The following is an 18,493-nucleotide window of genomic DNA, read 5'->3' on the forward strand; positions in this document are numbered from 1 at the left end:
CGCCGCGCGTAAGACATGCGTCAACCGCGGCATCATCAGCGTCGGGCACAGACCGGGTTCACGCTCGTCGAAGTGCTGGTCGTTGCCCTGATCATCGGCGTGGTCATGGCTTTCGTGTCCCTGTCGATCAATCCCACCGGCCCTGCGGACCGGCTGGATACCGAAGCGAAACGACTGGAAGCGCTGGCCACGACGGCCGCCGACGACGCGATCCTCTACGGTCGCGAAATCGGACTCGACATTACACGCGGCGGCTATCGCTTCCTGCGCCTCGGCGACGACGGCTGGCAGCCGCTCGCCGGTACGGACACGCCGCTGCGGCCGCGCGAACTCGGCGAGGGACTGGTGATCGCGCTGATCGCCCGCGACGACGACACGCCCCAGCTGGTCCAGCCCGACGAGGATGAGGACGAGGAGGACGTGGTGCGGCCGGAGGCGGTCTTTTTGTCCAGCGGCGAAATGATCCCGTTCGAGCTCGAGCTGTTCTCGCCTGACGTCGAACACCGCTATCGCCTCGTCGGCGAAGCCGCCGGTACCCTCGAACTGACACGCATCGAGGGGCGACGATGAATCGGCAGCGCGGTTTCACCCTCATCGAGGTCCTGGTGGCGACCGCAATACTGGCGCTCGCGCTGGGCGCGTTCATCTCCGGCGGCGCGCGTTACGCGGACTATGCCCGCTACATCCACGATCGCACCCTGGCCCAGTGGGTCGCACGCAACCAGCTCGTCCAGTACCAGATTGCCGAACAATGGCCCGACACCGGCACCGAGGACGGTGATACCGAAATGGGCGGTAGCGACTGGCGCTGGGTCGCCGAGATTTCCGAATCCCCGGACCCGGACGTGCGCCGCATCGACCTGCGAGTTTTCCGGATCGACACCAACAGCGGCGATCCGGAGCCAGAGTCGACGGCATTGCTCAGCGGCTTCGTCACCCAGCATATCGATCCGGTGAACGCCCCGGGCGACAACGCGGCCGAAGCGAGCGCCAACGATGCCGCCGATTACGGTTCGAGCTTCTGATGGCGAGCCGACAACAGGCCGGTTTCACGCTCATCGAGCTGCTGATCGCGATCGCGGTATTCGTGGTCATGGCGGCGATGGCCTATGGCGGCCTGTCGTCGGTTATCTCGACGCGCGAAACGGTGACCGCCGCGCTGGAGCGCAGCAAGACGCTGCAGATGGCGGTCTGGCGAATGCGCCAGGACATCGAACAGATCGTCGACCGCCCGGTGCGCGACAGCTTCGGCGACAGCCAGCCGGCGATTACCGGCAGTCCGGATCTCGGCCTCCAGTTCACCCGTAACGGCTGGCGCAATCCGCTCGGCGACATCCGCAGCAGTCTTCAGCGCGTCGCGTATCGCATCGACGAGGACGACAACCTGGTTCGGGCCTACTGGCGGGTACTCGATCAGGCGCAGGACAGCGCGCCCGTCGAATCGACCCTGCTGGAGGACGTGTCCGATCTCGAATGGCGCTTTCTCGACGGCGATCGCGAATGGCGCGACCGCTGGCCCGTCGATGCCGCACCCGGCGCCATTCCCACCGTGGACCCGACGACCGGCGCCGCCCAGCAGGCACAACGCTATGCGCCGCCATTGGCCATAGAGCTGCGCGTGACCACCCCCGAATGGGGCGACCTGCGGCTGGTGTTCATGGTCCCGGGAGCCGAGAAGTGACGGTGCGCGCCGTGCATCACGAACGGGGCGTCGCCCTGCTGACCGCCATGCTGATCGTCTCGCTGGTGGCGATCATCGGGGCGGGCATGCTCTCGCAGATGAACCTTGCCCTGCATCGCAGCGGCAACATCTGGCAGTCGGAGCAGGCCTGGTGGTACGCGGTCGGCATCGAGAACTGGCTCGGCAAGCTGCTGCGCCAGGACGCCGAGTTCACCGACATCGACAGCCTCGACGAGCCCTGGGCGCAGCCCGTGGATTATCTACCCCTGGATGGCGGCGCGCTGCAAGGCCAGGTGATCGACCTGCAGGGGCGTTTCAACCTCAACAATCTCTCCGGAAGCGACGCCGATGCGGCCCAGGAACAGCTCCAGCGACTGGTGGAGCTGGTCGGCGACACCGACCAGGTCACCGCACGCACGATCGCGGCCTCCGTGCGCGACTGGATCGATGCCGACATCAACCCGACGCTGCCCGACGGCGCCGAGGACGACTACTACCTCGGCCTGTCGCCGGCTTATCGCGTGGCCAATACGCAGATGTCCAGCGCCAGCGAACTGCGCATGGTCAAGGGCATGACGCCGGCGCTCTACGCCGCCCTCGCGCCCTATATCTGCGCACTGCCCGAAGTCACCGCCATCAACGTGAATACCGCGCCCGCGCCGGTCCTGGCCACGATCGCGCCGGAACTGCCGCCCACCACCGGCGAGTCGCTGGTGGAATCGCGGGCCGACGAGCCCTGGGAATCGGTCGATGCGTTTCTCCAGGATCCGGCGCTGGCGGGCCGTCAGATCGACTCCGGACGGTTGAGCGTGATCACGAACTATTTCATGGCCACCGGCCAGATCACCGTCGACCGCGCCCAGATCCAGTTTTTCAGCGTGCTCGAACGCGCCGACAACGGTGCGGTACGTACCGTACGCCACAGCACCAACGTGGACTGAGCCATGACGATCCTGCACACCGGCTCGCCCACCCGCGGCACGGGCACACACGGCATGCGGCATGCCCGCCCCGTTAACGCATGCGGCGGGGAATTCAATGCTCGCAGCGTCGGATGCAACACCTTATTTCAAGGCGGTTTGCTTAGGGTAGACTGGGCGCCGGCCGGCAATCGCGCACGGCGCCGCCCTGTCGTCGGCACGACAGGCGGCCGGCCCGAACACCGGGGGTAGCAGTTTCGTGTCCGAACGATTCATCGTGTATTTCGACGGCGAGCAGGCAGCGTGGCTGAACGCGGCCGAGGAACTCGTGCGCGGCACGCTGCGCGACGCCGCCACGGCCGCCGACGGTCGAGAGACCACGGTGCTGATGCCGGGCGAGGACATCCTTCTCACCCGCGTTGCCCTGCCCCCCATTCGCCAGGCCCGTCGCCGGCTTCAGGCCGCGAGTTTCGCCCTGGAAGACCGGCTGGTTTCCCGCGTGGACGATCTGCACTTCGCCCTCGCCCCGCGTGCCGAAGCCGACGGCGAAACGCCCGTGCTGGTCGTCGAGCGCGCGCTGGTTCAGTCCACGCTCGATGCCTGCCGCGACGCGGGACTGGATGTCGTGCAACTGCTGCCGGACATGTTCGCCCTGCCCGACACCGGTGCCGAGAGCTGGTCGGTCGCCATGATCGGCGACCGCGTGATCACGCGGACCGATACCCTGCATGGCTTCGCCTGCGAGCGCGGCCTGTGGCCCACGCTTGCCGGCGGCTGTACGCCACCCGAGCACGTGGTGCTCCACGCCAGCGACAACGATAGCCAAGCCCGCGCCCTGGTCGACGAGCTGCGTTTCGAGCCCGCTCCGGATATCGAACAGGTCGGCCACCCCGATCCCGATGCGCTGCTCGCAAGACTGCTCGCGCATGCCGACACGCAGCGCGCGATCAACCTGCGCCAGGGCACGTTCGCCCGGGCCTCGGCCATGCAGGCATGGTGGCAGCCTTTCAAGTTGACCGCCGGCCTGGCCGCCGCCTGGTTGCTGGTGGCGCTCGCCGCGCGCGGGATCGAGAGCTGGCAGCTGCATCAACGCATCGATACCCTCGAAGCACAGAGCGAGACCGCGTTTCGCGAGGCCTTTCCCAACGTACGCACGATCAACGATCTGCGCGTACAGGCCGAGCAGAACATTCGCGCTCTGCGCGGCTCGGGCGGCAGCGGCGGCATGTTCCCATTATTGCAGGCCACGGCCGAGGTTACCGGTCAGGCCGGCGATCTCACTATTCAGTCCATGCAGTATCGCGACGGCGCGCTGTACCTGAGCCTGCGCGGCGACAGCGTGCAATCGCTCGAGGCGTTGCGTGCCGGCTTTGCCCGTCAGCGCGGTGCCGCGCTCAACGTGGAAAGCGCGGACGCCGCAGCGGACGGCGTGCAGATCCGCGCCAGCGTGACCGGAGAAGCCGTATGAACGCGCTGCGACAGTGGTACGACGGTCTTGCGCCCCGCGAGCGCATCGCCGTGATCGCCGGCGCGATCGCGGTGGCATTCGCGCTGTTCTATTACGCCATATGGGTGCCGCTCGACAGCAGCGTTACCGAAGGCCGGATTCGCCTGAACGCCCAGGCGGAGGAAACACGCTGGGTGCTCGGCATTCGCGACGAAGCGCGGCTGCTGCAGGCCAGCGACACGCGGCGCCAGATTCAGGGCCGCAACGATTCGCTGCTGTCCATTGTCGACGCCACCAGCCGGGAGAACGGTCTCGGCGAGGCCGTGCGCCGGATACAGCCCGATGACGACGATCAGGCGACGGTCACGCTCGAGAAGGCCAATTTCAACCAGATGCTTTTCTGGCTGCGCAGTCTGCAGCGCGACTACGGCGTCGCCGCCAGCCAGATGACGGTCACGCGCGACGAGGAATCGGGCACGGTTCAGGCGCGCATGACCCTGTCGCGAGGCGCCGCATGAATGCACGCATCCTGCGCTACGGCGCGATCGGTCTTGTCGCCTTCGTGATCGGCCTGGTCGCCTTTCTGCCGGGCCGTGTCGCCGCCGGCTGGGCGGAACAGATGGCGCCGGTCTCGCTGGGCGGTGTGACCGGGACCGTATTCGCGGGCCAGGCCAGCTATGCGTCCGGGCCCGGCGGTGCGGTCGAGAATCTGCAGTGGACGCTGCATCCCGCGGCGCTGCTGATCGGGCGGCTGAGCGCGGATATCCGGATCGACTCCGATATCAACGGCTTCAGCGCCGAGGTGTCGCGGTCGCTGTTCGGCGCGACCACCCTGGAGAACGTCACCGGCAGCGCCTCGGCGGGCTGGCTCGCCAAGCTGGGCGGCTATACGTTCCTGCCGCTCTCCGGTGATATCAACGTGGATATCGAACGCGCCGCGTTCGACGACACGCTGCAGTTCGATGCCCTCTCCGGCCAGATCCGGCTCGGCAATACCCGCTGGGAACTGCTCAACCCCCCGGTTCAGCTCGGCCAGGTCACGACCGCGCTCACGAATACCGAGGAAGGCGTGCAACTGACGGTGGTCGACAGCAGTGGCCCGCTCGCGCTCGACGGGCAGATCACGATCGACAATAGCCGCCGCTATCGCATGGAAGCGGCGCTGCGCGCGCGGGCCGGCGCGGACCAGCGGCTCGGGTCGATGCTCGACCAGCTCGGCAAGGCCGACGACGAAGGCTGGCATCGCGTACGCGAACAAGGACGGCTGTGAGCCTGACACCAGCGGCCTGGCTGTCGCTGCCGTGGCTGGTGTTTCTCGGCTATGCGGTGATGGTGCTGCGCGCCACGCCGGGCCGTGCCGGCCCAATGGCGTTCTTCGGCGGCCACTCGTTGCAGGGTCGCGCGCCGGGAATCTGGTTGCTTGGCGCTTCGGCGGCCGTGTCCTGGGTGATGGCCAAGAGTGTCGACAACGCCATGAACCTGACGGTCGCCTTCGGCTGGTGGGGCGGTATCGGCTATGCCGCCTACTGGCTGGCCTTCGTGGTGGTGGCCATCGCGGTCTACTTCATCCGTACACGCGGCGGCGACACCTCGCTCGCCGCCTTTCTGGGCCGTAAATACGGCCTGCCGGCGACGCGGCTGTTCCTGGTCGTGATCGGCATTCGTCTGTTCAACGAGGTCTGGTCCAACACCAAGGTCGCCGCGTTGTATTTCGGCGCGGAAGGCAGCGTCGGCTACTGGCTGGCCGCCCTGGCCTTTGCCGGTCTCACGCTCTACTACAGCCGACGCGGCGGTCTGCGCTCGTCGATCGTGACCGACGCCATCCAGATGCTGCTGATCGCGCTTCTGCTGGTCATCACGCTGACGGTACTGGCGCCCGGTGTGGCGGCCAGCGGCGTGCCGAGCGTCGCCAACGGCGGCCTGCGTCCCGACATGGTCGCGGGCGGCATCACCTTTTTCATACTCGCACTGGTGCAGACGCTGTCCTACGGTTTTCACGACCCGGTACTCACCGACCGCGCCTTCGTGAGCCCGCCGCTGAAGATGGTCGCCAGCTTCGTACTCGCCGCGCTGCTCGGCGGCACACTCATCGCCGGCTTCAGCGTCGCGGGCCTGTATGCACTGGTCAACGGTATCGATCCGGCGCCCTCGGTCGCGATCGCCATCCCCATGGCGCTCGGCCTGGGCATGCTGCTGCTGTTCAACGCCGTGATGCTGGCCAGTGCCGGGTCGACGCTCGACTCCACCTTCGCGTCCACGGCGAAGTTCGGCGCCCGCGACTGGCGGATCGCCCGCGCGGTGCCGACGCTCGACGACCAGGCGCGCGGGCGCCGGGCGATGTGGATCATCGCGCTGTTGGGCAACCTGCCATTGCTGTCGTTCTATATCGACGGCGTCGGCCCGGCGGTCATCGCCGCCACCACCATCAGCGGTACCGCGATCATGGGCCTCGCGCCGATCTTTCTGCTGGCCTGGGTTCGCCCGGCCGGCACCCTGTCTTTTCACCTCGCGCTCTGGCCCGGCGTGCTGATCGGTTTGCTACTGGCACTACAGAAGCTTGCCGATCTGCCCACGATTCCCGACTGGGTTCATCTCGGCACCGGCCCTTACGCGCAGACGCTGGGCATCAACGTCTGGGGTCTTGCCCTGTGTACGGTGCTGTTTCTGACCGGCGCCGTGATCGACCTGCTGCGCGGTCGCGTGGTCTACCCGGTGCGTTCGAACTCGTTTTCCTGAATCCGGCGCGGCGCGGCCGCCAGATTCTTGTAGAGATAATCGCGGGTCACCGGCACGGTATCGTTTTCGTGCGCCAGCTGGATATGGAACACCACCAGTTCACCCCAGCGAAAGATCGCCTGGCAACCGAGCAGATAGAACTCCCACATCCGACAGAACCGCTCGCCGAGACGCTCGCGAAAGGCGTCGCGATGATGCTGAAAACGCCGATTCCAGCAGTCCAGCGTACGCGCGTAGTGCAGCCGCCAGATCTCCAGGTCCGACAGGCTCATGCCGGTGTGCTCGACGCAGGGCGCGACTTCGGACAGGGACGGAATGTAGCCGCCCGGGAAGATGTATTTCTCGATCCAGCCCTGGGTGGACTCGATCGGCGGGCCGTTGCGCCCGATGGTATGGATGAGACTGCGGCCGCCGGGTTTGAGCAGCCGATGCACCTGGTCGAAGAACACCTGAAACTGCGGCCGCCCGACGTGCTCGAACATGCCGACACTCACGATCGCGTCGTAGCCCTGCGCGCAGTCGCCGTCGTGTTCCCGGTAGTCCTGCTGCAGGAATCTGACCCGATCCGCCAGCCCTTCCCGTGCCGCGCGCGAACACGCGTAGCCGTACTGGTCGTCCGATAGCGTAAGGCCCGTGACCCGTACGTCGTGGTGGCGCGCCAGATATAGCGCCAGCCCGCCCCAGCCACAACCGATATCCAGCACGTGATCGCCCGGCTGCAGACACAGCTTGCGGGCGATATGCCGGCACTTGGCCTGCTGTGCGGCCTCCAGGTCCATCTCCGCGGACTCGAAATAGGCGCAGGAGTACTGCATGTCCGCATCGAGAAATTTCTCGAACAGCTCGTGGTCGATATCGTAATGGTGCTTGACGTTACGGCGCGCGCGCAGCCGCGAGTTGGCTTCGCGCAGCCCGCGCAGCGCGTGCCGGGCCAGATCGAGAATGCGGCTGGAACGGAAATTGTCGACGTTGGCGAAATACAGTTCGAACAGGGCCAGCAAGCCGCCTTCGCCCGGCCACCAGTCGCCGTCCATATACGCCTCGCCAAACGCCATCTCCGGATCGGACAGCAGCCGTGCCAGCACCCGACGGTCGCGCAGATGGATATGAGCGGTGGGTGATCCCTGGCCAATCAATTGGGTATTGGCATCCGGATAATGAATCACGAGGGTGCCGTGATTGATGAGCCGGTCGAAAAAACGCGTTTTCATGACGTTCCCGCTCCCGCGGACAACGCGCAGAAGACGTCATCCGCCGTTTCATGCCTGAATCGATCATAACCAAAAACCACATACGTGTACATTACATCGTTAATGTGCGCCCGTACTGCATACCGTGCGATGACGGCGGGCGCTCGGCGCACCGCGGTACTGACGATTGAAAAAATGCCGTCCGGGCGCTGATTTGGCTCGCGTTTGTGCTGGCTTGCGGACGATCACAAATTTAGGAGACTTGCGGACCGACCTGGCCCGCCAAGAAGCTGCGATATGTAAGCGTCACGGCCAGACGACGCACTCGCTACACAGCCACGGCACGGGCTAACGGGCCCGTAACCGCGGGCGGGGTCTCGAAACACGGGCCATGACCGCTATCATGCCGTCAGCTTGATTTCCTTCGGAGTGCATCCCGATGCCGGTCCCCATCGCCCATGCCATATGCCTGCGCGGCTCGCTGTTCAGTCCCGGGCCCTGCTGTCCGTGAGCCCGTCGTCTGCCCGCGCGCTCTGGCTGCGCCCGCCCAACGAGAGCTTTGTCGCCGAAGAGCGCCTCGGGCCGCCCGCGCCCGGCGCATTGACCGTATGCACGCGCTACACCGCCGTCAGTCGCGGCACTGAAACGCTGGTCTACACCGGCCGCGTGCCGGCCAGCGAGTACGCACGAATGCGCGCGCCATTCCAGGCCGGTGAACTGCCCGGGCCGGTCAAGCACGGCTACGCGAACGTCGGCGTCGTGGAAGCCGGGCCGGAGGACTGGCTCGGGCGGCATATCTTCTGTCTGTACCCACATCAGACGCGGTTTCATATCGACCCCGCGTCGGCGGTGTTGCTGCCCGACGACGTGCCGCCCGAGCGCGCAGTGCTCGCCGCCAACATGGAAACCGCGGTCAACGCGCTCTGGGACGCCGGTCTTGGCATTGGCGACCGCGTGACCGTGATCGGCGCGGGCGTGATCGGTGGCCTCATCGCGGGGCTTGCGGTCGGCACGCCCGGCGTCGATGTGGAACTGGTGGACATCGATGAACGCAAACGCGCGCTCGCCGACGCGCTCGATGTGGCCTTTCGCGCCCCCGAACACGCGACGCGCGAACGCGACATCGTCATCCATGCCAGCGCCACCGAGGCGGGGCTCGCCACCGCGATCGGCCTCGCCGGCTTCGAGGCCACTGTGCTCGAAATGAGCTGGTACGGCGAACAGCCCGTGACCGTGCCGCTCGGCGGGCCGTTCCATTCGAAACGACTCACCTTGCGGTCGAGTCAGGTCGGCGCCGTATCGCCCGGCCGCCGCCCCCGACGTGATCACGGCTCGCGGCTGGCACTGGCCGTGTCGCTGCTCAACGATGCACGCTTCGATGCGCTGATTGCGCCCGACGTCGCCTTCGAGACATTGCCCGACGTCATGGCACGCCTGGCCGACCCGGACGATGCCACGCTCTGCCAGCGCATCCGCTACGACTGATCGTTCGTCGATTCCTGTTCAAAGCCGCAAGGAGATTGCATGTTCAGCCTGACCGTTCGCGATCATTTCATGATCGCCCACAGCTTCACCGGCGAGATATTCGGCCCCGCACAGCAGACCCACGGCGCCACCTATGTGGTGGACGTGACCTTCATGCGGCCGGAACTGGACGGCGACGACCTGGTCGTCGACATCGGCCTCGCGAGCGCGGCGCTCAAGCAACAGCTCGCCACACTCAACATGCGCAATCTCGACGAAGCCAGCGAATTTCGCGGCCACAACACCACAACCGAGTTTCTCGCCAAGGCCGTGTTCGATCGCCTGCGCACCGCCATCCGTTCCGGCGATCTGGGCCAGAGCGCCAAGGATCTGTCGGCACTGCGCGTCACGCTGGCCGAATCCCATATCGCCTGGGCGACTTTCGAAGGCGATCTTTGAACAACGGGCAGACGATAACGTTCATCATCGCCGGCCCGCTCGACCAGCCCACCGGCGGTTATCGCTACGACGCCCGCATCATCGCCGGACTACGCGCACACGGCTGGAGAGTCGCGGTGGTTGAACTGCCCGGCCGGTTCCCGCTGGCGGACGACGAGGCCGCCCGCGCGCTCGAGCGCACGTTATCGGGCTGCGAAGCCGGATCGCGCGTCGTCATCGACGGCCTCGCCGGCGGCGGTCTGCCGGATGTCGTCGGTCGCCACGCCGCACGACTTTCGATCACCGCGCTGGTGCATCACCCGCTCTGCGACGAGACCGGACTCGACATCGAAACGGCCGATGCGCTGCGCGCACGCGAAACCGAGACGCTGTCGCATGCGGCGTGCATCATCGCCACCAGCCGTTTTACCCGCGAACGCCTGCATGAGCTCGGCCTCACCACAAACGACGCCGTGGTGATCGAACCCGGCGTTGAAGATCCGCCCCGCGCCAAAGCGCGACGCCGCACACCCAGCGCCGGCACGCCCCGGCGACTGCTGTGCGTGGCCACACTCATTCCGCGCAAGGGACACGCGATCCTCGTCGAGGCGCTCGCCCGGATTGCGGACCTGGACTGGCAGTGCGCCTTTGTCGGCGCCACCGATCGCGATCCCGAACACACCGCCGTGATCGAAACCGCGATTTCCAAGGCCGGCCTTTCGGATCGCGTCACGCTCCACGGCGCGGTCGACGAATCGCGGCTGGACGCACACTATGCGGACGCCGACCTGTTCGTGCTGGCGTCCCACTACGAGGGCTACGGCATGGTGATCACCGAGGCGATCGCGCACGCACTGCCGGTCGTCACGACCACCGGCGGTGCGCTTGCCCATACCTTGCCGGCCGGCGCCGGCCGCGCAACGCCGCCGGGCGACGCGGACGCATTCGCCACCGCGCTGCGTACGATCATGACCGATCGCAGCGCGTACACGGCCGCACGCCAGGCGGCACAGACGGCCGGCGCGCGGCTGGGCGACTGGCCCGAGGCCGCACGGGCCTTCGCAGCGGCACTCCAGACATCGGGGCAACGAACATGAGCGCGCACGCCTATTTCGCCGGCGACTGGCTCGCCTTGCGCGAACCGCTCGACCACGCCAGCCGCGACGCGTCACTGACGACGCGCGCCGCCCGCGCGCTCGACGCCGGGCCCGTCGCCGAGAAGACGATCGTGGATCTGGGCTGTGGCAGCGGCTCGAACCTGCGCTACCTCGCCCCGCGGCTACCCGGTCCGCAGCGCTGGCATCTGCTCGATCACGACCGAACGCTTCTCGACGCCGCGAGCGCCGACAACTGCCGCGACCGCGACGGCAGGCGGCCGACAATCGAGACGCATGAGACGAATCTCGCCGATACGGCCTGGCATACGCTGCTCGACGACGCCGATCTGGTGACCGCATCCGCGCTGTTCGATCTGGTTACCGCAGACTGGGTCGGCAGCCTGGCAGACGCCTGCGCACAGCGACGTCTTCCTGCCCTGTTCGTGCTGAGCGTGGATGGCGCCATCGATCTGCAGCCAAGCGACCCCGAGGATCCACGGGTACTCGCACGCCTGCAGGCGCATCAGGCCCGCGACAAGAGCTTTGGCGCGGCCCTCGGCACGGACGCGCCCCGGGTCATCAGGCTGGCGTTTTCGCGGGCCGGCTACACGGTACATGCGGCCGATGCGGTCTGGGTTATCGACGACGCGGCGCAGACCGCGGTCGCAACAGCACTCGTTACCGGCTGGCGCGACGCGGCGATCGAACAGTCGCCGTCGGAGGGTGACCGCATCTCGCAATGGGCCGAACGCCGCTGTCGGCAGCTGCGGGCGGGCGAACTGCGAATCGCCGTCGGCCATCAGGATCTGTTCGCCATGCCGGGAACCCGCTGACGCCGGTCGCCGCGGGCATCGCTAGTCGCGCAGATCGAGGTCGAAGAACATGTCCGCGCCCATGGGCTGGCTGCGACACGGCGGCCGGAGCGCGCTGTCGAGGCGCGCGATCGGCGCCAGCGACACGGCCGGACGCCCCGAACCGATGATCAGCGGCGCGACGACCACATGCAGGCGATCCAGCAGCCCGGCCTGGAGAAAACGCGAGATCGTCACACCGCCGCCCTCGATCAACACCCGCGTGAGGCCACGCTCGGCCAGGCAGTCCAGAATCGATTGGGGCGACACGCCGTCTTCGCCCACGTCGATGCCGACACATTCGACACCCCGGCCGATCGCCGCATGCGGGTGGCCCACCAGATGCAACGTCGGCGCCGCACCGTCGCGAAACACCTTGCACGCGCCGCTCACGCGTGCGCGGGGGTCGAGCACCACGCGAACGGGATTGCTACCCTCGGCGTGACGCACGGTCAGCTGTGGATCGTCGGCTGCCACCGTACCGGCACCCACCACCACGGCATCCACCAGCGCGCGCAGACGATGCAGATGCACGCGGCTGGCTTCGCCGGTCACATAGTGCGAGTGGCCGCTCTCGGTTGCGATGCGCCCGTCCAGGCTCTGGCCGATCTGGGCGATCACGAACCGCGAGCCGCCGAACGCCACCGGCAGCAACGCGTCCAGAAGCGCCGCCGCCGCGGGTGTCACCTCGGCCTCGCTGTACCAGCGAAACTGCGCATCCAGGTGCAGTTCCGGGGCGTGGTCGGCAGCAGCCGCGAGTACCGCCGGCAGGGCCGGCAAGCGCCTGCGTGCATCCTGAATCAATTGCCAGGCGTAGCTTTCGTCGATCACAGCCATGCGTCTCCCGCCGCTTGCATAGACAATCCGATGCGGCGGGCGTCGCCGCGCGGCAGGCAACTCTAGGATAATGCCGCGCGCCACGCGAACCGACGCAGGCCCGCACCGACGTATAGACGCGTTGGCGCTTGATTTGAAAGCAACTGGTCCATACCGAGAGTAAGCATGCGACAGGTGGAACGTTCGATCTTCGATTTACGGCGCGGCCTGCCGGTCCTCGTCCGCGACGCCCGGGACGACAGCGCGCGAGCGACACTGGTCGCCCCCCTCGAAGGGATGAACGACGACGCCCTCGCCCGTCTGGCCGAACACGCCGGCAACGATTGTGCGCTGGCCCTGACCCGCCACCGCCTGGCACTGCTCGGCATCGAGGTCGACGACGAAGCGGCCTGTCTGCCGCTCACCACCGCGGACAGCGCCGCCTCGGTGATCGAATGGGCCTGTGCCCGACAGCCGTCCGCCGCGCCTGCACGCGATACGCGCGAGATCACGGACAACGATGCCGCCGCCCTTACCCTCATGCGCCGCGGGCTGCTCATACCGGCCGCGATCACGGTACCGGTCGCGCCCGAGCGCATGGCGACCGTCGAAGCACGCATCGCGGACGGCAGTCTGCTCGCGCTCGATACCCGCTCGATCGCGAATTACGAACAGAACGCACCCCGTTTCCTGCGCCGGATCAGCGCGGCCGACGTGCCCCTGGCCGGCTCCGAACAGTCGCGCTTCGTGCTCTTTCGCGAGGCGGACGGCATGCGCGAGCATGTGGCCATCGTGATCGGCGAGCCCGAGGAATGGGCCGACGCGGTGCCGGTACGGCTGCACTCGGCCTGTCTCACCGGCGACCTGTTCGGCAGCCTGCGCTGCGACTGTGGCGAACAGCTGCGCTCCAGCGTGGCCCGAATCGCCGAAACCGGCGGCGGTGTACTCCTCTACCTGGCCCAGGAAGGACGCGGCATCGGCCTCGCCAACAAGCTGCGCGCCTACAGCCTGCAGGACGAAGGCCTCGATACGGTCGACGCCGACCACGTGCTCGGCTTCGGCGACGACGAACGCAACTACAACGTCGCCCTGGAAATGCTCTCGCAACTCGAGATCCGGCGTATCGAGCTGCTGACGAACAACCCCAACAAGATCGACGCCATGAGCCGCGGCGGCGTCACGGTCGTGCAGCGCAGCGGCGTCTACGGGCGTCTGACGGCACAGAACCGGCGTTATCTCACCGCGAAGGCGGCCAAGGCCGGCCACTGGCTCGACCACGTCCTCGGGACCGCGCCCGACGACGTGCCCGCCACCGATAATTGACGGGCGCCGGCCCGGTTTCGATCAGCGCGCGCCGAGCGTGTCCAGATCGAACGCCAGCGTTTCATCGATGATCACCCGCAGGCGCGCGGCGAAATGCGCGCACAGCGTCGCGCCGTGAGCGGCACTGGCCTCGCGGGCATCGCCGGCCACACCGGCCGGGTGTAGATCCTGCGCCAGCCAGGCGAACGCGGCATCGCCCTCGGGCAGCAGCGTGGCGCCGTCATCCGCGCGGCGCTGGCCGAGCGGCTCGAACGTCGCGAGCTTGTCCCGGCGTATCTTTTCGGGCGCGAAGTGCAGCATCAGCGACGTTTCGAGCGCGCCGCCGTGCAGGCCATGCGCCAGCTCGCGCGCCGAAAGCGAATCCGCGGGCGGCGCGAAACGGAAATAGTTGGCCTTGATCACCAGCAGGCCGTGCGCGGCCCGCAGCTTGAGCGCCGCCATGTCGAGCACGGCCTTGTTGCCGCCATGGCTGTTGAACAGCAGCAGGCGCCGGATTCCCGCGCGCGCAACGGCCGCGCCGATCGCTTCGATCTGTGCGATCGCCTGCTCGGGCGACAGGCTCAGCGTGCCCGCGAAGTCCGCGTGCTCCATGCTCGAGCCGATCGCCAGCCCGGGCAGGCGCAGTACCGGCCGCGGCCTCGGCGCGCCGCCGGCGAGTGCCGCATCGATCAGCCCGTGGCCGATGTCCACGTCCGTGGATAGCGGCAGATGCGGGCCATGCTGTTCGATCGCGGCGACCGGCAGGATCGCGACCGGATCCGCCGCGGCCAGCGCCGCCAGTTCCGGGCCGGTCAGATCGGCCCAGGCGGACACGTCGTCACGCCGCTCGTCGTCGCGCCCTGTCATGCCGAGCCCGGATCGTCGTCCCGCGGCTGGGGATCGCGCTCGAAGCCCAGCCGCGCCTCGAGCGAGGCGCTGTCGCAGCGCATCACGGGCAGCACCGTATCGAAGGCCGCGAGCGTGAGCGCGGTTTGCGCGCCGTCCGGCTGTGCCAGCGCGTCTGCCAGGCTGGCATCGTCGTCGACCGGCGCGCCGCCGACCTGCAGGCGTTCCAGCACCCAGGCGAGCGCGGCGCCGTCGATACCGGCCGCACCGTGCGGGGTGTCGAGCACGCCGGCGCCCTGCTCGTCGAGATACAGCGCGCTCGCCTCGCGAATGGGCTGCCCGGTGTGCGCAATCAGCGTGTCGTCGGCCTCCACGCGCACGACCAGCGGCGTGAATTCGATCGCGATATAGCCGCGCTGCGGGCCGTTCTGGAAGAACCAGCGGCCATGCCTGTCCGCGGCGTAATTGCGCGCGATGGTATCGACGATACGCGGATGGCTGATGCGTTCGCCCTGGATCAGCCAGTGACCACGCCGGTCGAGACCGAGCCAGCCGAACAGCGCGGGCACGTTCGGCCATCGCGCAAGTGCGCGTTGTACCCATTCATCCATCTGAAAGATCGCCGGGATAGAAACTCGCCCCGATGATAGCGGCAACACGCGCTTTCTTGCGCGTGCCGATGCCGCGCCGCAGCTTTGCACGGCTTGTGCATGGCGGATGGTGTGTCTTCAACGCGCGCTCGCGCCCGGTAACTGCGGATCCCGGTTCCATCATGGACATCGTGTTCACCAGCCTCGTTCTGCTGTTCGCTGTCGCCCTGTCCGGCGTGCTCATCGGCCTGTTGCCGCTCGCCGCGCCGAAACCGATGGTCCAGATCGCGATCGGGTCCGCCCTGGCGCTACCGGGTTTCGGCCTGCACGTGTCTCTGGACCCGGATCTGTTCTTCCTGCTGTTCATTCCGCCGCTTCTGTTCGCGGACGGCTGGCGCATGCCACGCCGCGAATTCCGCCGTCTGGGCGCGCCGATCGTCGCGCTGGCGCTGGGATTGGTGCTGTTCACGGTGGTATGCGTCGGCTATTTCGTGCACTGGATCATTCCGGGCGTGCCGCTGTCCGTCGGCTTCGCGCTGGGCGCCGTGCTTTCGCCGACGGACGCCCTCGCGGTCTCGTCGGTCTCGGGCCGCACGGCGATTCCACGCCGGCTCATGCATATCCTCCAGGGCGAAGCGCTGATGAACGATGCCTCGGCACTGGTGGCACTACGGTTTGCGATCGCGGCCGCGCTGACCGGCAGTTTCGCCCTCGGCCCGGCCACGATGAGCTTCATCCTCATCGCGTCCGGCGGACTGCTAGTGGGCATCGCCCTCGGCTGGCTGTTCAGCGGCCTGCGTGGCTATTTGACGCACTGGCGCGCCGACGACCCGGCCAGCCATGTCGCGCTTCTGATGCTCATTCCCTATGCCGCCTATCTGCTCGCCGATGCGCTCGGCGTATCGGGCATTCTCTCGGCGGTCGCGGCGGGCATGACGCTCAACGGGCTGAACACCCTCAAGGGCGAGCTGACCACACGCATGCAGGCCAACAATCTCTGGTCGATGCTGGAGTTCGTGTTCAACGGCATGGTGTTCGTGCTGCTCGGCCTCCAGATGCCGCACATCGTCGCGCGCGCGACCGCCAGCGTCGCCGACATCGCCGGCGGCGAGCTGTGGCATCTGGGCTGGTTCGTGATTGCCATCACCCTCGTGCTGCTGGCCACGCGATATATCTGGATATGGCTCATGCTCTGGGGCATGCGGTTGCAGGCGCGCTGGCGCGGTGAGCCGGCCCCGCGCCTGAGCACACGCGTGATCGCCATCAGCACGCTGGCCGGCGTACGCGGCGCGATCACGCTCGCGGCCGCGCTATCGCTGCCGTTGACGCTGGCCGACGGCAGCCCGTTTCCTGCCCGCGGGGTGCTGGTCTTCGTTGCGGCCGGCGTGATCCTCGCGTCGCTCGTGATCGCGAGCATCGGCCTGCCCGCGTTGCTTCGCGCGGGGCGCGATCCCGAAGACGACCCCATGGAACGCGAGGAGCGCGACGCCCGCGCGACCGCGGCCCAGGCGGCCATCCGCGCGCTCGAGGCCCATGAACGCACGCACGCCGATTCCCGCGAGAGCAGCGACGCACGGCTCTATGCCGATGCCTGCGCGCGCGTGCTGTCGGTTTACCAACCGCGCCTCGACCCGGACAATGCCAGCGACGACAGTGCCCGCGTGCGCCGCGCCTTCGAGATCGAAAAACAACTGCGCCTGACCGCACTGCGCGCCGAACGAGAAGAAATCTATCGCCTGCGCAACGCCCTGCAGATCAACGACGAAACGCTGCGCCGCGTGCTGGCCGATATCGACCTGCTCGAAGCGGCGCTGATCGGCCCGACAGCCCGTCGCTGACACGAATCGCCGCCGAGTCGTCTACAGTCGGGCGCTGGAATTTTCGCCAGACAGCGCAACGCATGTACGACACGATCATCATCGGCGGCGGCATCGTGGGCCTCGCAACGGCCCGCGAACTGCTGCGCCGACGGCCGGCTGAGCGCGTGCTCATGGTCGAGAAAGAGGCCGAACTCGCCGCCCATCAGACGGGCCACAATTCGGGCGTGATCCACGCCGGCGTCTACTATGCGCCGGGATCAATGAAGGCGCGTTTCTGCACCGCGGGCAATGCGGCAACACGCGAATTCTGTGCCGCGCACGATATCCCGTTCGATATTCGCGGCAAGCTGCTGGTGGCCACCGATCACGGGGAGCGCCCCGGCCTGGCGCGTCTGTTCGAGCGCATCGGAGAGAACGGCATCGAACGGCAATGGCTGGACCGCGACGCGCTCGCCGAGCGCGAGCCGGCGGTACGCGGTGTTGCGGGCGTTTTCGTGCCGAGCAGCGGCATCGTGGACTACCGCGCCGTCTGCGCAGCACTCGCCGTCGAGGTCGAGGCCGCGGGCGGCACCATTCGTCGCGGCTGCGCGGTTACCGGTCTGGCGGAATACGCCAGCGAGGTCGTCGTCGAGACCACGGACGGCAGCTTTCATGCACGCAAGCTCGTGGCCTGCGCCGGGCTGATGGCGGATCGCCTGGTGCGCATGCTCGATATCGAGCCCGACTTCATCATCTGCCCGTTTCGCGGCGAGTACTACCGGCTTGCAGCGCATCGCCGCGACATCGTGCGTCACCTGATCTACCCGGTGCCCGACCCGACCATGCCGTTTCTGGGTGTGCATCTCACGCCGATGATCGACGGCTCGATCACGGTCGGCCCGAACGCGGTGCTAGCCACCGCGCGCGAGGGTTATCGCAAGCGTGATTTCAATGCCTGCGATCTGGGCGAAATGCTGGCTTTTCCCGGCGTGCGCCGCATGCTCGGCCGCCATGTGCGACCCGGCCTGGTCGAATTGAAGAACGCGCTGTCCAGGCGCGGCTATCTCGAACAGGTACGCCGCTACTGCCCCGAACTCACGCTGGCCGACCTAGAACCCCATCCGGCCGGTGTGCGCGCCCAGGCCGTGGCCCGCGACGGCACGCTGATCGGCGATTTCCGTTTCATCGACACGCCGCGCAGTCTGCATGTCTGCAATGCGCCCTCGCCGGCGGCCACTTCGGCGCTGCCGATCGCCGGCCATATTGTCGATCGGCTGGTCGAGCGCCAGGCCAGGCACGAGATCGTCCAGGCCTGA

General features: G+C 67.5%; 19 protein-coding genes. 15 read left to right on the forward strand and 4 right to left on the reverse strand.

From position 1 onward, the window contains the following. The first annotated feature begins 15 nt into the window (after positions 1 to 15). The 8 genes from gspH to J7355_RS14240 all read left to right on the forward strand — a co-directional run bounded on the left by gspH (position 16) and on the right by J7355_RS14240 (position 6,784). A complete protein-coding gene (gene gspH, locus J7355_RS14205) occupies positions 16 to 570 on the forward strand; it encodes a type II secretion system minor pseudopilin GspH (RefSeq protein ID WP_209063810.1) in 555 nt (184 codons plus the stop codon). After that, positions 567 to 1,025 (forward strand): type II secretion system minor pseudopilin GspI, encoded by a 459-nt coding sequence (gene gspI, locus J7355_RS14210; protein ID WP_209063812.1) that lies wholly within the window; start codon positions 567 to 569, stop codon positions 1,023 to 1,025. Before gspH ends, gspI begins: the two co-directional genes overlap by 4 nt. Further along, positions 1,025 to 1,681, forward strand: coding sequence for a type II secretion system minor pseudopilin GspJ (gene gspJ / locus J7355_RS14215; RefSeq protein WP_209063813.1), 657 nt, complete (start codon positions 1,025 to 1,027; stop codon positions 1,679 to 1,681). Before gspI ends, gspJ begins: the two co-directional genes overlap by 1 nt. Next, positions 1,678 to 2,622 (forward strand): type II secretion system minor pseudopilin GspK, encoded by a 945-nt coding sequence (gene gspK / locus J7355_RS14220; protein ID WP_209063815.1) that lies wholly within the window; start codon positions 1,678 to 1,680, stop codon positions 2,620 to 2,622. Before gspJ ends, gspK begins: the two co-directional genes overlap by 4 nt. Before the next feature lie 238 nt (positions 2,623 to 2,860). Next, on the forward strand, positions 2,861 to 4,069 hold the full coding sequence (gene gspL / locus J7355_RS14225; RefSeq protein ID WP_209063817.1) for a type II secretion system protein GspL: 1,209 nt from the start codon (positions 2,861 to 2,863) through the stop codon (positions 4,067 to 4,069). Next, on the forward strand, positions 4,066 to 4,566 hold the full coding sequence (locus tag J7355_RS14230; protein ID WP_209063819.1) for a type II secretion system protein M: 501 nt from the start codon (positions 4,066 to 4,068) through the stop codon (positions 4,564 to 4,566). Before gspL ends, J7355_RS14230 begins: the two co-directional genes overlap by 4 nt. Continuing rightward, positions 4,563 to 5,318: a type II secretion system protein N gene (locus tag J7355_RS14235; protein ID WP_209063821.1), complete on the forward strand. Its 756-nt coding sequence runs from the start codon at positions 4,563 to 4,565 to the stop codon at positions 5,316 to 5,318. Before J7355_RS14230 ends, J7355_RS14235 begins: the two co-directional genes overlap by 4 nt. Beyond that, positions 5,315 to 6,784 carry a hypothetical protein gene (locus tag J7355_RS14240; protein ID WP_209063823.1) on the forward strand — a complete coding sequence of 490 codons (1,470 nt, stop codon included), beginning with the start codon at positions 5,315 to 5,317 and terminating at the stop codon, positions 6,782 to 6,784. Before J7355_RS14235 ends, J7355_RS14240 begins: the two co-directional genes overlap by 4 nt. Here the strand turns inward: J7355_RS14240 and J7355_RS14245 are convergent. Then, on the reverse strand, positions 6,754 to 7,995 hold the full coding sequence (locus tag J7355_RS14245) for a cyclopropane-fatty-acyl-phospholipid synthase family protein (RefSeq protein WP_209063824.1): 1,242 nt from the start codon (positions 7,993 to 7,995) through the stop codon (positions 6,754 to 6,756). The two genes, J7355_RS14240 and J7355_RS14245, sit on opposite strands and share 31 nt — an antisense overlap. Before the next feature lie 486 nt (positions 7,996 to 8,481). Between J7355_RS14245 and J7355_RS14250 the strand changes: the two genes are divergently transcribed. The 4 genes from J7355_RS14250 to J7355_RS14265 are packed head-to-tail and all read left to right on the forward strand — an operon-like array spanning position 8,482 to position 11,806. Further along, positions 8,482 to 9,459 carry a zinc-binding alcohol dehydrogenase gene (locus J7355_RS14250; protein ID WP_209063826.1) on the forward strand — a complete coding sequence of 326 codons (978 nt, stop codon included), beginning with the start codon at positions 8,482 to 8,484 and terminating at the stop codon, positions 9,457 to 9,459. A 39-nt stretch (positions 9,460 to 9,498) separates the two neighbouring features. Further along, positions 9,499 to 9,897, forward strand: coding sequence for a 6-carboxytetrahydropterin synthase (locus J7355_RS14255; protein WP_209063828.1), 399 nt, complete (start codon positions 9,499 to 9,501; stop codon positions 9,895 to 9,897). After that, complete coding sequence (locus tag J7355_RS14260) at positions 9,894 to 10,973, forward strand: glycosyltransferase family 4 protein (RefSeq protein WP_209063830.1); 1,080 nt, start codon at positions 9,894 to 9,896, stop codon at positions 10,971 to 10,973. The genes J7355_RS14255 and J7355_RS14260 overlap by 4 nt, the downstream gene beginning before the upstream one ends. Beyond that, complete coding sequence (locus J7355_RS14265; protein ID WP_209063832.1) at positions 10,970 to 11,806, forward strand: class I SAM-dependent methyltransferase; 837 nt, start codon at positions 10,970 to 10,972, stop codon at positions 11,804 to 11,806. The genes J7355_RS14260 and J7355_RS14265 overlap by 4 nt, the downstream gene beginning before the upstream one ends. 21 nt (positions 11,807 to 11,827) lie before the next feature. Here the strand turns inward: J7355_RS14265 and J7355_RS14270 are convergent, their stop codons facing one another. Beyond that, positions 11,828 to 12,661 (reverse strand): RibD family protein, encoded by an 834-nt coding sequence (locus J7355_RS14270; protein ID WP_209063834.1) that lies wholly within the window; start codon positions 12,659 to 12,661, stop codon positions 11,828 to 11,830. A 165-nt stretch (positions 12,662 to 12,826) separates the two neighbouring features. Here J7355_RS14270 and J7355_RS14275 point away from each other — a divergent pair, with 165 nt between their 5' ends. Then, positions 12,827 to 13,963 (forward strand): GTP cyclohydrolase II, encoded by a 1,137-nt coding sequence (locus J7355_RS14275; RefSeq protein WP_209063836.1) that lies wholly within the window; start codon positions 12,827 to 12,829, stop codon positions 13,961 to 13,963. 21 nt (positions 13,964 to 13,984) lie between these two features. Here J7355_RS14275 and J7355_RS14280 read toward each other — a convergent pair whose 3' ends face one another. After that, positions 13,985 to 14,809: a creatininase family protein gene (locus tag J7355_RS14280; RefSeq protein ID WP_209063838.1), complete on the reverse strand. Its 825-nt coding sequence runs from the start codon at positions 14,807 to 14,809 to the stop codon at positions 13,985 to 13,987. Continuing rightward, on the reverse strand, positions 14,806 to 15,399 hold the full coding sequence (locus J7355_RS14285) for a DUF2946 family protein (protein ID WP_209063840.1): 594 nt from the start codon (positions 15,397 to 15,399) through the stop codon (positions 14,806 to 14,808). Before J7355_RS14285 ends, J7355_RS14280 begins: the two co-directional genes overlap by 4 nt. 161 nt (positions 15,400 to 15,560) lie before the next feature. Between J7355_RS14285 and J7355_RS14290 the strand changes: the two genes are divergently transcribed. Next, complete coding sequence (locus tag J7355_RS14290) at positions 15,561 to 17,216, forward strand: Na+/H+ antiporter (protein WP_209063841.1); 1,656 nt, start codon at positions 15,561 to 15,563, stop codon at positions 17,214 to 17,216. Between the two features lie 62 nt (positions 17,217 to 17,278). Continuing rightward, positions 17,279 to 18,493, forward strand: coding sequence for an L-2-hydroxyglutarate oxidase (lhgO, locus tag J7355_RS14295; protein ID WP_209063843.1), 1,215 nt, complete (start codon positions 17,279 to 17,281; stop codon positions 18,491 to 18,493).

Origin of the sequence: Endozoicomonas sp. G2_2 (assembly GCF_017744135.1) — a bacterium.
Lineage (GTDB): Bacteria > Pseudomonadota > Gammaproteobacteria > Nevskiales > Salinisphaeraceae > Salinisphaera.